Origin of the sequence: Cellvibrio sp. BR, from assembly GCF_000263355.1 — a bacterium.
Lineage (GTDB): Bacteria > Pseudomonadota > Gammaproteobacteria > Pseudomonadales > Cellvibrionaceae > Cellvibrio.
Map to the genome: position 1 here is coordinate 405786 of NZ_JH668202.1, position 15352 is coordinate 421137.

12 protein-coding genes are annotated in these 15352 nt (G+C 55.5%); all 12 read right to left on the bottom strand.

The window, feature by feature from the left end; genetic code table 11:
• Window positions 1–74 precede the first annotated feature (74 nt).
• Complete coding sequence (locus O59_RS21055; protein ID WP_007643037.1) at window positions 75–2231, bottom strand: papain-like cysteine protease family protein; 2157 nt, start codon at window positions 2229–2231, stop codon at window positions 75–77.
• A complete protein-coding gene (locus O59_RS12060; RefSeq protein ID WP_157152562.1) occupies window positions 2224–3552 on the bottom strand; it encodes a hypothetical protein in 1329 nt (442 codons plus the stop codon). Before O59_RS12060 ends, O59_RS21055 begins: the two co-directional genes overlap by 8 nt.
• A 33-nt stretch (window positions 3553–3585) precedes the next feature.
• Window positions 3586–4347 carry a hypothetical protein gene (locus O59_RS12065; RefSeq protein WP_007643041.1) on the bottom strand — a complete coding sequence of 254 codons (762 nt, stop codon included), beginning with the start codon at window positions 4345–4347 and terminating at the stop codon, window positions 3586–3588.
• Window positions 4313–4681 carry a hypothetical protein gene (locus O59_RS12070; protein WP_007643042.1) on the bottom strand — a complete coding sequence of 123 codons (369 nt, stop codon included), beginning with the start codon at window positions 4679–4681 and terminating at the stop codon, window positions 4313–4315. Before O59_RS12070 ends, O59_RS12065 begins: the two co-directional genes overlap by 35 nt.
• Window positions 4678–4884 carry a hypothetical protein gene (locus O59_RS12075; protein ID WP_007643043.1) on the bottom strand — a complete coding sequence of 69 codons (207 nt, stop codon included), beginning with the start codon at window positions 4882–4884 and terminating at the stop codon, window positions 4678–4680. The genes O59_RS12070 and O59_RS12075 overlap by 4 nt, the downstream gene beginning before the upstream one ends.
• Window positions 4881–6941, bottom strand: coding sequence for a hypothetical protein (locus O59_RS12080; protein WP_007643044.1), 2061 nt, complete (start codon window positions 6939–6941; stop codon window positions 4881–4883). Before O59_RS12080 ends, O59_RS12075 begins: the two co-directional genes overlap by 4 nt.
• A 5-nt stretch (window positions 6942–6946) precedes the next feature.
• Window positions 6947–8035, bottom strand: a complete 1089-nt coding sequence (locus O59_RS12085; protein ID WP_007643045.1) for a hypothetical protein — start codon at window positions 8033–8035, stop codon at window positions 6947–6949.
• A 62-nt stretch (window positions 8036–8097) separates the two neighbouring features.
• Window positions 8098–9306, bottom strand: a complete 1209-nt coding sequence (locus O59_RS12090; RefSeq protein ID WP_007643050.1) for a hypothetical protein — start codon at window positions 9304–9306, stop codon at window positions 8098–8100.
• Between the two features lie 60 nt (window positions 9307–9366).
• Window positions 9367–9978 carry a hypothetical protein gene (locus O59_RS12095; RefSeq protein ID WP_007643052.1) on the bottom strand — a complete coding sequence of 204 codons (612 nt, stop codon included), beginning with the start codon at window positions 9976–9978 and terminating at the stop codon, window positions 9367–9369.
• Entirely contained in the window at window positions 9965–11281 is a 1317-nt protein-coding gene (locus O59_RS12100) for a S8 family serine peptidase (protein ID WP_040392301.1), read from the bottom strand. The genes O59_RS12095 and O59_RS12100 overlap by 14 nt, the downstream gene beginning before the upstream one ends.
• Window positions 11282–11669: 388 nt before the next feature.
• Entirely contained in the window at window positions 11670–12695 is a 1026-nt protein-coding gene (locus tag O59_RS12105; RefSeq protein ID WP_007643055.1) for a sigma-54-dependent Fis family transcriptional regulator, read from the bottom strand.
• Window positions 12696–12799: 104 nt separating this feature from the next.
• Window positions 12800–15145, bottom strand: coding sequence for a hypothetical protein (locus tag O59_RS12110; protein ID WP_050977058.1), 2346 nt, complete (start codon window positions 15143–15145; stop codon window positions 12800–12802).
• Window positions 15146–15352: the final 207 nt, after the last annotated feature.

Below are 15352 nucleotides of genomic sequence, written 5' to 3' on the forward strand. Positions count from 1 at the left end.
TTCTCCCGTTAAAACAAAAAAGCCCGAAGGCAGGCATCGGGCTTGTTGTGATTTAACCAAAAGTCGCACCAGTATCAGGCTTTTAAATGCCCCACATACTGCAGCGGATGAGTGATGGTAAAGGCGGGTACTGCATCCTCCCTCATACGAGCCAAGTCGCCGGGGCTCACCCAACGCGGGTCGGCAGAAGTCAGGGGCACACCGGCATGTTGGTAGGCCGCGACGACTAACTGTGAACAGAAGAAGCGATCTGTATCCCCGCGCCCGAGAAAGATGCGCGCCATACCGCTGGTGCAGCGCTGGCGCATACCATCAGGCAGCCGCTCACAAATACGGCGATCAACACTGAATGGCGCCTGACGGACTATGCCCCAGTAGTTATAGCCAGTGCCCAAATGCTGGCCGACAAAATCGCGAATGCGCAGTTCTTGCTCGCTGGTGAGGTTGGGGTAGCGGAAGGCCACCACAACTTCGTTGGAACCAACAGAATCTTCCAACTGGTTGAGCACCACACCATTCGCCAGCGCTTCTACCACCTGCCCACCGCCAATATAAACCGAGGCATGGCTGACCGGTGCATCGCTTACTGTGCGGATAGCACGCGAGACCACACCACTGGCCCGCGACAACAAAATATCGCCAATCCGCAAGGCACTGGCATCAATAGACTGGCCCCCATTGGCAGGCGAGAGCGGGATTTCCTCGGCAAAGGCATAGGCCTGCCGCGCCAACGCCATACTGGTCGCGGTGTACTGAAATTGGGCGTAGGCCTCAATGGGCGATAGGCCAGCAGAAACACCCAGCTCGAACGTCACCCCAATAAAACGGCCGCCACTCATCAAAGCGTGCACACCACCGGTAGGGCCAACCGGTGCATCCACCCCGGCAGTCATTCCCACGGCGACTGCAGCACCGCTAAACAGGCTTGGGCCGCCGTGAATAATGGTCACCTGCATAGTGGCGCTAATGGAGACAATCGCACCAACCACACCGGACAGGGTGCCGTAAAAGCCCACCTGATTACCGGGCGCAAACATGATGCCGTAACCAAAGCCAGCACCCACAGCCACACCACCAGTCACTGCTGGCCCCAAACCTATAGTGACGTTGTAGCGGTTGGCAGCAGCGCGCAGCAGCGGGATAAGCGCTGCCAACGCGGTGCCCGCGACGGGCACTGAGGCAAGCCCCGCCATGATCGCGGCCACCAGTAACTCACCTTTCCACCCCGACAGGCTATAACCGCCGGGCAGGTGAACCTCGGTGCGTCCACCACTCATGGCACCAGGGTAGGCTTGGGCACGGGTTAAATTAAGCTGACCGAGAAAGGCTTGCAGTTCGGCTTCGGGAACCCCTTGGGTACGCAGCTCTTGCAGCTTGGCGGTAAAATCGGGGGCCGTACTGAGCGCCCAGCCTAGAGCCAAACTTTTGGCAACTGGAGCATCACTGGCCGAGGCACGGTTGCGATAGCTATGCGCCAGGGAGCGCTGTTCACTCACCGCGTCAGCGCGCCAATGCACTACTTGCACCCGCATATACCCGGTGCGGCGCACTTCTTCTTCGTACTTGGGAACAAATACCGCAATCGATTCCTCGTAGCGGCGCCCGCCCGCCGGATCGACTATTTTGAATTTAGTGTTTTCCGGGGTGCCATCGCCGTGAATACCGGTGATGATGCGCGCATGAATTGCCGCTCGCTGTCCTGGGTCTTCATCGGTTGTAACCCAAATAGGGCCATAATTGCGCAGCAGGTTTTCCCAGCCCTGCACGCTGTAACTCTGCGGTGGTTGCGGGTGCAGACCGGCAGCGGCCAGAAATTCGGGTTTGTCATCGCCCAGCAAACCGGTGTCCGCCTTGTAAATGTCCACCCAGCGCTGGCCGACCGTGGCTAGCGCCTGCTCAATATTTTTTTGCTGCTGCACCCGCCAGCTTTTGAGCATGGTAAATACCGTTGCCCAACACGCCATGCCCGAGGGCTGGGCCAGTACCCAGAAATTGCCCGGCACCGAATAGTTGACCGCCTCAAAGGCACGTGCGCTGTAGGACTGGGCGCTGCTACGCGACCAGGATGAGACTTTGGCGCTCAAGCCCTGCGCCACAGGTGCAGCACCTGGCGGCGTCAGCGGCGCACGGCGCGGGTGAGCGGTTTTGGCAGTCTTTTTAGGTGCCGTTGTCGACTGCCGTGCAGGGCGCCGAACCAGGGTATTTTCCAGCTCTGAAAATCGATTACTCATGCTTGTCACCTGCTAGTTCCATGCGATTGATGGGATTGGGAAGGGTTGAACTGTCAGTAAGGTCACCAACCGAAGTGCCAGTGCCGGAATTGCTAATATCAGAATTGTTAGTACCGGAATTGCTGCCCTGCTGATCTGTCGCGGGCTTTGCTGGCGCTTCCGCGCCAATTTCAGCCAGCTCCGCCACCAGATCAAATTCATCCAGACTCATCGGGTCCACAAACGGCGACTCCAGCTCCCTGATGCCGGGTGAATGGGTGGTTTCCGGCGGGGTGATTGGCTGCGCTGGAACAGGTGTCGGGCTGGCCACAGCCAGCTCCCGCTCCAGTTGATCCAGGCGTTTGGCGATGGAGACATTGCCCAGGTCAAAACTGTTGGCGTAACTCATGCCCAACCCCATCTGGTCAAAGATATTGTGGTTGGGATGAGCAGTGGCCGGGGTGGGCACTGCCGCTGCACTGCCACCCACACCCGCCGGGGTACTCGTTGGGGTACTGCCCGGTGCAACCGGCTGATTCGCGTCAGCGGGCGCTTGGTTTTGCCCCAGAATAGCGGCCAGCTCTTTCTCAAAATCGTCTTTCGCCAGCGCCAAACCGGGGTTGAGCGACTGCTGGCTGGCGGCGGTGATAGTGGTTGGCCGCTCCGCCTCGGCCAACCAATTCTCCTCATCGGGCAGGGCAATCGATGGACTGGACGACTCGCGCCCATGCACTGGAGGAAGACTGGGCTGGGGATGACCAAACTGGGGAGGACTCGATGGAGGAGCAATGGCAGGCGCCGGTGCCAAACTGACGCCCGCAGGCGCGGCGCTGTAGGCCGCTGAAATTTGCGCCTCTGGTGACCATTGATCTGCATGGGTAAAGGCCTCGACCTGAAAGCGGCCAGTATCGGGGGCCGATAATTCCGGGCTGTAGCTGCCATCTACCCACTCCTGGGCGGCAAAGGCCGAAAACATAAAACCCTGCGCCGGGGCGACCGGTGCCGGTATCAGCCACAGCGGATTAACTTGCTCCTGGGCAAGGCGATGCTGCTCAATAACCGGAGGGGCTAAAGGCTCAGGTGCGGTGCGCGCGGGCGTGGCACCCAGTACCCGCTCCTCTAGCGCCCGCAATTGGCTGCTTGGCCGGTGATACTGCTGGCCACGCACCAATGCAATTTCGCTCGATAGTCCCACCGCCAAACCGCCCCCCCTGGTTTTACCTGTGCCGCTACGACTGCTTTGCAGGGATTGCTCCAGCGAACGCAAACCTGATCCTGTAGCTCCCGGGTGGGTTGTTACTGGTTTTGGTATCCCTGCTTTTGGTATTCCTGCTCTTGTCATCTAGGTCACCTGTCTGTTGATCCTTCTCAAACCTCAGGACTGTAAATTCAGCTGCACCAGCGCATAGGGGTCGAGTGCGATTGCCAGGGCGTTATTACCCGCCTGCAACTGTGCACGCGGCACTTTCAAACGCAGCTCTGCCGCATCGGCATGCACTATTTCCGCCAGCTGGTTGTTGACCAGCGCCCGCGGAAAATCGGCGCTTTGCTGTACCACAAAATTGCGCCCGCGCAGGGTCAGCTCCACACTATCGCCCTCCTCCCTGGCACTCATTTGCGCCAGCTGGGGTGAGAGTTTTTTGCGCCGGACTTTGTTAATCATGTTGGCCAGATCCTGGTAATTCAGGTTCTTTTCGCCACCGGTTTTTTCCTTGATCACCTTTTCCAGATTCACATTGCGTTTGTCCATCTGCTCCAGGTCGCGGGTTGAACTCACCCCCACCTTGCGCAAACTGGCTTTCACCTCCTCGTCCATGCCCTCCAGCAAGTCCAGCTCCAGGTCATCCTTATTGGGCGGTTCATTAGCGTTTTCGCGAATTTGCCGGTCGGTGATAGAGCCCAGTTGGAAGGAGATGCGCGAACCACCGGCTTCACCCGGTTTCACCATTTGAAATTGCACCTTGCCATCGGCCATCACCGGAAAAACATTCAGGTCCAGCGCCACATCCTTGACTGTATAAGTCAATTTGCGCGTCAGCCCCTTGAGCGCGAGGGTGTCTTGCGCTTTATCCAGCTCCAGGATGAGCGAATCCAGAAACTGCTCAAGATTCCAGGGTTTGGTCTCGCGAATGGTCATCGCCCGGCTCCGGATCTAACTCAAGGGTAAGTGCCAAACGGTGCAGCACCGGCTCCACCGAGGTCTCGATCCACTGACTCGGCGGCGTGGCGCCAATAAACGCTTCACCACTGCTGGCACGCAGCAGCTGCAGTTCAATCGGCAGCTCAATGTGTAACCGCTCCACTACCAGCCCCAAGTAGCTATCCGGCTGGAAGGGGTCGGGCGCCAGCTCAATTTGAGGCGACAAAAAATCCTCCAACATACCGGCCAGACCGGGGAAGTAATCCTCCGGATGAATCTCATCCCCGCCAATTGGAGCGAGGGTGGCAACTGAGGGATCTGGCGCGCTCATCGGGCTTTCCCTGCGGGATGGCAGCGGCAAGTTTCGGGCTGCACCAGTCGCAATGCCCCTGCGCGCCGCGCGGGTTCAGCGTTTTCCAAGGCCACCGGAAAGAGTGCCTGCTTGTCGCTAAACACTATTTCCAAACCCTCAAATTGGGCGCTTATGTCCACGTCGCTCAAAGCGCGGGCGAGTATCTCTGCTGTTGGGTTCATGACTGCTTCACTCCGACAAAATGCAGCATGGCGGGAATAGGAAATACCACTGACTCCTCATTCAAAGTCTCCACTGCACCGTTTTCGTCAACTGCTCCGGCGCGCACCAGAATCAGGGTTTGCAGTTTCATCACCGGAAATACCCAGAGCGATGCCCGCTCACCCGGCCGACCACGCAGCTGGGCTTGATGTTGCGCAGCCTGATTAAAGCGCTCGCCAAATTCGCTGCTAGCGATAGCGGTCAGATACTCGTCATTGAGTGGCGGCTGGTCCGGCGCCAAGCGCACCAGCAGGTGGTTCAAGGCAAATACACTGAATTCATAACCAGCGCGCAGGTTAATTGTCTGGCGTGTGCCCTCCTGGCGGCGTTTGAGCTGGGTATCGGTGCGGGCATTGCGCTGACGCTCGGGGCTGAGCTTGAGGTAATAGCGGCTGTGCAGATCTACGCGGCGGCTGTCGCCGGTAAAATCATGGTTCCAGACTTCGTGCCAGTAGTCGCGGAATAACTCGCGGTTAGCCAGTGGGATAAGTTCGCTAGACTCTTCAATGCGATCAAACTGGCAGGTGCCCATCACCACGATGCTCTGCTGCACCGAGGTGCCGCGCAGCTGGCCTTTGCGATTGCGCCACAGCAGGCTGACAACCACTATGTGTTCCTTGCCCGCCTGCAATTTGGCGCCCTCGGCGGCGCTGATCTGCGGGGTTAGCTCCAGTGGGCCGCTGCCAGCGCTGGCAATCCGCTCCGAAGTTTCATGCACCACCCGCAGGTTATCCGCCTGTTTGACCTGCACTAGCAGCTCCGCCTCATTCAGGGTTTCCGGTGTTTCCAGCTGGGTGGGGAAGAGCCAATCGCGGCCCTGTTGATAGAGCACCTGGGTGCGCCCCACCAGTACTTGGGTGGGTGCACTGGCCAAACTCAAGCGCACACTGGCCACCCGTTTGTAATTGCGCTGGCGCGCGCTACTCAGCCCCAGGCTCATACCCGCCAGCAGCTGATGCAAAGCGGGGTCGTCAACCCCCGGGTTCAGTGCCCGCAGGTGGTCATTCAACTGCTGGTCGGCCTGCAGCCCGAGCCGGGCAAAATCGGTAATGCCGTTAATAATCTGCCCGGTCATACGCTGGGGCGCCTCGACAATACTCTGCACGGTTTGCGGCGAGAGCACCTGTTGTAGCAGTGGCATAAGGGCTGGCAGTGCCGCCAGCAAAGCTGGTGCCACCTTGGCTTCGCTGTAGCGGGAACTGGCACGGGCATAAGATAAACTCGCCGCGCGCGCACCACTTGCAGCAACCGCAGGCGCGGCCCCCGTGGTGGCAGCCCCGCCGGTGGCGGCAGTAATTAATTGCATCAACTGGCGAATATTGTCCGGTGTAAGCAACTGGCTGGTGACCTGCCCTACCACTGGGGCCACACCGCTAATCAAGCTGTTAATCGCCGGAGCCAGGGAGGGCAGCATGGGCATAAGCACACGCACTATGTCCGCGCCGGAAAACAGTGCGCCGCTCAAGGGACGCTCGCGCAGGCTAAAAGGTACTGAATCTACCTGGCTCAGGGCCGGCGAAAATGCAGAAGCAGAAAAGGCTGAAGCAGTCATGGTTGAATCCTTTTTAACAAGCTGGCTCATAGCGGCAAGAGGCAATCGCTGTACGGGTGAAGACAACGGCAAAATCGGCGACGGTAGATCCTCACCCGGTTCATCTGAGCGATCGATTTGCCCAGACGATCGGCTGAGCGGCAGCTCTACCACCGCCGACAACGCCGGCCCCATGCCCTCTTCGGTGCGATAACTCAGCAGCTGCATAAAACGTCGCTCGCGCCCGAGTTGCGCCGACGGCAGCAGGAATTCCCCGCGCCCAAAGTTCTGCGGTGGCAGTGGCCCCTGCAGCGACGCGCGTAACACCCCGCTATCGCCCGCACTACCGACACTGGCCAAGCCACTGCCGGTGGTAACCGGTTCGGCACCTAACTGCCAGCGCCAATAGCGGTTTTTACCTATATCGAAACTCACGCGCAGCCCCTCTGGCTCGGGTGTTATAGCCAGAACCAATGCCAGCGCCATAAGCCTTACCTACCGGCAAGGGCGGGCGCGGCGGCAGGTGCTGCAGCGGGCGCAGGTTGCACTACCTGCTGACCTGGTCCCAACTGGGCACCGCCATCGGCGCCGTTTTGGTAGAGGGTTGCAAAGTTGTCCAGTTTGAAATAATCCGACTTGAAGGTGATATCCACCGAGCCCGTGACCTTCGCTGCCAATTCGGTACTGGCGACACTCTTGGCGCTCGATACCGAAATTTTGCTGGTGCGCCGACTGGAAGTGTGACCACCTTTGGGGCCGCCAAAAATGGAGCCGATCAAACCGCCACTGGCGCTGACACTGTTGCTCGATGATTTCAGATCCTGGATTGCCGCCTTGTCGGATTTTTGCACCTGTTCCGAGGCTTTAATGTCGAATAACACCGAGGCCTTGACGTTACCTTTTTCCACCACCAACCGGGTGATGCCCATCAAAATGGTTTCGCGCAACATGGCACGCTGCTCTTTGGCCATTTGGATTTTGGCATCCATGATTTTGGCTTTAACCTGGTTGTCCCCCAAATCCATGGGCTGGCCACTGGCATCGGTCAACTGCAATTTGCGCGAGCCGTCTTCATTTTCCTCATCGCTAAATGCCAGCCCGAATTCATCGCTATTATTTTCCGCGAGGTAGCCAAAGGAGGCGGCGTCATCAATGGAATTAATAAATTTGGATATGGATTGGGTGGCCGCTTTCAGTAACTTTTGATAGGACTCCATTTGCGCCAGAGTCACTTCCAGGTTGGCGTCGAACACCCCTTTGAGCAGGTCTTTTACAAAGCCGGGGAAATCCACCTCATCGATAAAACCGCCGGCCAGATCCCCCGCCTGGTCAATGCGCTGGTTGGTGTGGCGTTTATCATTGATCATGTCGCCCGCTTTGGGGTCGGCCATTGCCACTGGCAAGTTTTTGGCCTGCACATAATCGGCCGTGTTGTGCGCGAGGTTTTGGTAATTTTGGCGATACACATCCAGGTAGAGGGACTTTTGATCCTCCACCCCCAATTGATGAAATGTCGCCGATTGGGCGAGTGTGCGACGGGTGTATTCGCGGGCAAGATCTTTGATGGCTTGTTCACTCATGCGACTGAACTCCTTTCTCGGTTACAGGCATTTTGGGTTAGCAATATTGTGTGTGGCGACGATTAAAAATCGTCGCTGTCATCATCGGCAAATTCCAACTCTTCCTCGTCGCCGCTGGCGTCCATTCCCGCCTCGTCACCCACGCTGGTGAAATTCAAAATATAAGCTTCGGCCGCTTGCACAAATGCCAGAAAATCTTCATGGCGCACCGAGGCCTCATTAAAATTGGCGACCCATTGGAAAATTTTGTTGCCATCCACCGCCAGTGAACGATGGGCGCCAATATTCGGCGCCGCGCCAAATTCCTCTTTGGATAAACGCTCGATCACCGTCCACAAACTTTTGCGGCGGTTGCCACCAAAATAGGCGGTGATATCCGGGTCTTTTAAAATCTCCATGCACTCTTGCAGCTGCGCATAAAATTCACGGGTTTGCACATGGGCCATGCCGGTACAAAATTCTGTGAGGTTGTATTGCAGCTCACGGGTCGCCTGATACAAACGCGAGCGCGATACCGGTGAGGTCTCGCTAAAACCATCATCCACCCGCTCGGTTTTATCTATGTACTCGGCCACTTCCGCCATCAGGTTGTGCCACAAATTGGGAAAGTGTTCATTCACCACCATGCGCGCCAGCACTTCGGTTTCGCTTTTATTCAACACTCGGCGATAAACCATGCCGCGCTCCTCTTCCGAAGCGCGATCATCGCGGCGTTTCCAATAGCGATACAAGCGCGCAGCTACCGGGCCATCCACCACATCAATGGAGCCTGCAGCCCAATTGAGCACCAGCGCATCCACCAATTTAAATATTCCCAACCGCTCGCCCAATTCGTAAATGTAATCCAGCGCCCCGGCTGCAAGGATGTTGTCTTTAACTATGCCCTGCTCTTCAATGCCTTCAAAATCGTCAACTGAAAAATCCCACTGGCTAGTATTTTGTGCCCCACCTTTCCGCCAGGCGGCATCGAGCGGGTCATCTTCACCGCTAGCGATTTCAATTGCATGGTTGTACGCCAAGGCAAAATGCTCGTCGTAACCACCGTCCTTGAGCTTTTCAATGTCATCAATTTGAATGCCGCGATCGAGTAAATAATCGATCATCGCCATCTTTACCGCGTCAGTGAAACGGGATTTTTCAATCTCGCTCTGGTCGATATAAATTTCCAATAGCGCCGGTAGCTGGCCTTTTTCATTGACCTGGCTGATCAGCTTTAATATGACCGGTTCAAGAGCACCCGGCGCCAAATTAATTTTTACGTTGTTAGGCATGATTTGACTTCCTTTCGCAACGGCATGGTTGGCGAGAATGTGAAAATTAACTGCCGCCAGTTACAAACTGACACGCACCTGATGCGCAATTAAATCGCGCAGCACATTGTCTTCAGTGATATTGATGCGGTGTTTTGCGCCCACCAATTTCACTAACTCCTGGGAGAAAATATCCAGCGGCCCATCTTTGCGTTCCAGCTCAAATAAAATCGCATTCACAAAACCTTTATCGTCCTTGATCTCCTCCACACTCATGTCATCGCCTTCCAATAATCTGGCCAGCAACGCGGGGTAAACTGCCGCTAATACCAGTCGTTTATTCTCGCTAATACGCAAACCATTCAGGCGTTTCAACACGCGATCCAACTCTGTGGTAATACCGCGGTTTGCAATAATCTTGCGCACATTGCTGCTGGTGTAGGGAAATTTTTTGCGCATTTTTGCCAGCGCTTGTTGCGCTAATGGATCCAGCGAACCCACTCGCGCGGTCACCTTTAACAAACCGGTTTCGGCATCCGGGCGATTGCTGTCAAGCATCTTGTTCCACACCGGTTTTAAATCGCCAAAATCCAAATTTTTAATAGCCACCGTTTTGGCAGTTTTACGCGGTTCGGCCACGGCCTCTTTTTCAATTACAACTTCGGTTTCTTTCTTTTCATTAGCGGTAGTCATGACGCAGTCTCCCTTCACTGAGCTTAAAATCGAGGTAACGCATTGCATCGGCGAGATTCAAACAGCCATAACCCGCTTTGCGATGTTTGAACGAGCGATCCAGCTTGTCGCTGGTGTGTTTGAGCAGATGTTTAACTTGATTGTCACTAAGTCTTTTGCCGCGCCCGCGCGCGTAGGATTTCAATAGCGCCACCGCACCCGCCACAAAGGGGGCAGCGTGTGAGGTGCCAGTGGAAAAGGCGTAGCCCTTATCCAAATAACTGCTGTACACATCCACCCCGGGGGCAATTAGCGATACCTGCTCGCCGTAAGTGGAAAAGTCGGCCACCTCGCGCTGTGCATCCATGGCGCCCACGGCAATTACCGAGTCAAAGGCACCGGGGTAATACATTTCCTGCTGACCGTCATTGCCCGAAGCGGCAACAATAGTAACGCCCTTGCGCCGGGCATAATCAATGACTTCTTGGTGGGGCAAACCGCCACCACTGTGTTTTACCCCGAGCGACATATTGATCACATCGGCGCCCTGATCCACCGCGAATTTCACTCCGGCATTAATATTCTCCAGCAGACCCGCGCCCATTTTTTTGCCGTTCTTTTCCATCGCCGCAAGCACCCGCACGGGAATAATTTGGCATTCAGGCGCAACCCCCACCGGCATAGCGCGCCCCTTGCCCGCGATAATTCCGGCCACATGAGTGCCGTGCCCCACTTCGTCGGTGGCCACTTCATCGGCTTCAAGAAAGTCGCCAATAAATTCGGCAGCACCATCGAGAATATTCACAAAATCAAACCCGGGTTGCAGGCGCTCCACCAGCTCGGGGTGTTGCAAGTCCACACCGGTATCCAACACCGCAATTTTTATTTGCCCGTGGCCGCGCGAGTAGCGGTGTGCTTCATCCAAATAAATTAATTCGCGCGAGGTTTTATCGGTATTAACACTCAGCGCCGCCGTGGGAGGATTCAATTCCATCTCGCCAACATCGGTAGCGCTGGCCTGTTCCACCGCAGGCAACAAACGCAAGCGCTGGATTAACGCTTGGGGCACACGCCCGGAGCGGGTTAATACCAGGCGATAAATGCGATTCAAACCTGCAGCAATTTCATCGGCCGACCATTCGCCCTGAGCGGCGGCGTATTCGCGGGTGGCAAGAAAGGGAAGATTAAATTCACGAAACAGGCGATCGATATCAGGGTGGAAGGTCTCGCGTTCCAAACGGCGATCGGCCAGCAACATTTGCCAGTGAGGCAATTGCTCTATCGGCAAGGCCGCGCGCAATTTGATACGAACATGATCTTTCATAGCATTCCCTGAATATTTTTTTAGTTGTGCAACAGCAATCGACACCCGCTTTGCGCGTCATGGAAAACGACATTGCAATGCCCATACCAGCGTTTTCAATAGGCGACTCAAGATCACGGCTGGCGCGTGTTGCAGCGCAATCCATAAAAAAATACCGAGGTGACGGCGGGTAATTTTTTACCCGGATAATTTTTTATTTATCCGCCATAACAAAAATTACGGCGCCAATTGACGCGTAAATTTTCCAAATCTGGCGGGTAAGCTATACCCCACTCGGGACAGCTCTGACCCACCCGAACAATCAGAAGGGGGCGTGGTTTTTTGCACACATAAAAAAACAGCGCGCGCCAGTAACAAGCGCGCGTGCAGAACAAAACGCAGAGAGGAATTAAACCAGATTGTGTTTGCGCGCGAGGCGGCCAAAAGCGCGGCGCTCTTTGCCCGCCTTGAGGGCAGCCTGGGTGATATTGCCTTTGGTAATGGCGAGGATGGATGCTATGTAGTGTTTTTCAAATTGGCTGATTACCAGCTCTTTCGCCTGACTGAAGGTCAGCGCCAAGGTACCGGCAGCCGACCCATAATAGGGTTGCAAATAATCAACACCCAGATCGCTGGCGCTGGTCATGGAGGCAGGCTTTTGTCCAAACACCCAGCGGGTAATTACATTTTCCAGCTCACGCACATTGCCCGGCCAGTGATAAGCCTGCAGCCAGTGCTCAAATGCGGGGGTGAGCGGGTTAGCGTAAAGCTGATGCTGTTCAGCTACCTTACGCCAGTAGCTATGGGCAAGCGGCAGAATGTCCTCACAGCGCTCGCGCAGCGGCGGCAGCTGGATGCGCAATACATCAAGGCGGTAAAACAAATCGTCGCGAAAACGGCCCTCGCTTATACGCTCCTGCAAATCGCAGTGAGTGGCGGCAATGATGCGCACATCGGCATGGCATTCACGACCGGAGCCGAGCGGGCGGAAACAGCGCTCCTGGATAAACCTGAGCAGCAATACCTGCGCCCCAGGTGACAGGCTGTCGATCTCATCCAGAAACAAAGTACCGCCCTGCGCCTGACTAATCAGCCCCTCTTGCCGCGCTTGGGCACCGGTAAATGCGCCGCGCTCGTGGCCGAAGAGTTCATTCAAAATCAATTCATTGGGGTAGGCGCCGCAATTAATGGCAACAAAGGGGCGTTGCGCCCTGCGGCTTAACGCGTGCAGCGCGCGCGCCACCAATTCCTTGCCTGTGCCAGTTTCACCGTAGACCAGCACCGAGGTATCCGCCGCCGCACAGAGCCTGATCTGCTGGCGCACCTCCACTATGGCAGATGAGTGACCATAAATACGGGCCAAAGGTTGATCATCGGTGTAATAGTTATCCCCTACCCCTGAACAGCGGGTCAGAGAATCCTGCATAGATTCCATGACTGATTCCTTCCAACAGTGTTGAGAAATTGTTGAATGACAGAGGGTTCTGACGCTGTAAAAAAAGCCCGCGTGGCAGCGGGCTTTTTTCACTGGAATGTTTCTTAGTTTGCAGGCAACTCGATATTACCGGGCGCACCTCCGCCGACCGCCACACCACCATTATTTAACACAAAGGTGACAACCTGGGTTTGCAGCTCAGCGGTAACCTGTGGTGCACCTCCCTCCGGACGCAGTAATGATGCATGGCCACCAGCCGTGTGTTTAACATAACCGCGCCCCAGTTGAGTTGAGCCTAGCCCCAGCTGCGTGGTATTGAGTAGCGATGCCATGGCCTGGGTTCCCGCAAGCGGCGCACCGGCTGCATTGTTGGGGATCACCAGGTCATTATTGATTTGCTGCACCAATACCGGTACACCCAGCTGGGCCAGAGTTTCCATATAATTGACTGGATCACCCGCATCCATCGCACTTTGTGCGGCATACAAGAACCGCTCATAGTTAGTGGTTCCCACCATCACCCCACTCGCCCCCAGGCCACCATTAATCACAGGGGCAAAAGTAGCGGAGTTCACCAAAATTTGCGCCACTTGCGTGCCGGCAGCACTGGTGATCAAACCGCGAATCGGGTTGAGGTTGGAAGCGAGCCCTACCTGTGCATCATTGGCAATCGCCAACTGATTCACGGTGGTAAATACACTACCCAGTATTCCTCCCAATGAAACGCCTACAACATAAACACGATTCAAATCCAGACCGGTACTGACTGTTTTGAGCATCTCCGTATTTACGCTCGCAAGGCTGGCGTTGAGGTTGAGTAAATCCATTACCGCTTGACGATTGTTGTCGCGGGTATTGGTCAGGAAACCGAGGTTGATAAATTGCGCGCCCGAACCGTCACTTGCACCCGGCGTTTCAAAATTCATCGGCGCGGGAGCACCACCGGAACCGGCCACATTAAAGTGACGCTCATGGGGTGCGTTGTCGCCATAAAGCGCAGCAAAAGGGATGGACTGGCTCTTTTCCACGTTCAGTACATTCACAAAAGCGCTGTTGGCGGGAATGCCGTGCACCGGTAAATCGATGGCTACTGTGGCTACACAACGACTGGCCAAGGTATGCCCCAACGCGACAACCGATGCCCGATCGCTGGTAATACCGTGCACGTAAATCACCGTGGGATAACCGGTCGCTGCATAGATTTGGCCACAGTTAGCCGCACCGGCATAACCGGGCACCCAGTTGTCTTGCGGCATGGTGACTTGCAAAGGTACAGATTCATCGCCTGTTTTTGCCGCAAACGGATAGCGATAGGTGACGTTATAGCTGCCATCCACATCGGTCGGTATGGTCCGCCCCAAGGCACCGGCAAGGGTTAAATCCGGTTTCCAGTTGCGCTTTAAATACTCACCAAAAGGCAAACCCGTCGCCGCTGTTTGGTAATAAGGCAGCTTGATATAACCGGTATACAGCTTGCCAACATTAGCCGCCAACTGGCTGCTAAAAGCTGAGAAATCAACTCCCGTAACACCGGCAATGCCAAGGCTGCGGGCTTTGGGTGTAGGCAAAAGCCCAATAGACTCTAATTGTTGGACATTGGCCACAGCGGTGGATGGTGAAGCACCCGCCGCAATTTGTAACCCGGCGATGGCGGCACGGGGTGACGCCATCGCAATCAGGGGCGATATGGGGTCGGTTGTGGTGAAGGTATAGGTTAGCACCAGCTTTTCTTTTGCCGCTGCCACACTCAATGCCCCTCCGCTGGCCGCTGCCAGAAAACCACTGCCCAGCGTTTCCCAGCCTACTATCGCGTTGCGTACTGGCACCAAGGCTTCCAGGGTTGTGTAAGTCGGGTCGCGCAGCGCGTTGTAGCTCCAGGAACGGGTTAGTGGTGCTCCGCTACTGTCGCGCAGGTCATTGGTTAACACCACCAGATATTTGGTTTTGGCTTTCAGTGGTTTAGTGGGACGAATACGAATGGTGTTGTTGCTACCACCATCCAATGACACCACCTGAACATCGTAATTGGCAAGGCCAGCAATGCCGGTGATATTGGCAGGATTCAGCGCATCACCCGTCGCACTTAACTCAATCAAAAATACTGTTTGCGACGCCAGTGCGCTCGCCGGGTTTAGGCTACCGCTTAGCTGAATATCAAAAAAAGCTGAGGTGGAGAATCCATCCAACTGATTCATGGTTGCCCGCACAGGGTCTGTCGGCGCACCCAGATTAGCCGTGCCATCGCTGGTCGCTGCCGCCGCAAAAATCAGATCAGTATTGAATGGTAAATCGGAAATGACAGGGTCAAAACGTGGATGGGTGCCCACTACATAGGCATCTGGGCCCGAGCGCGGTGGAGCTTTTTCGGTATCACTTCCACCGCAGCCCTGCAGGGCAAAGGTGGACAATACGAGCGTAGATAACAGGAACAAGTGTATTTTATTCTTCATAATAGATCCCTGAGCAAGACGGTTAGTGCCACAACAATTGAGTCTAGTCTCATTTTCAAAAGCTGCGAGCCTGTCAATTACAAACCATTACCGCAATTCGATGAGTGTGATCTATTGCCAAAAAAAAAGGCAAACCCCGGAAGGTTTGCCTTTTGCTTATGACACGATAAGTTACGCTCGCTGCAATTTATACTACACCTTTACAAC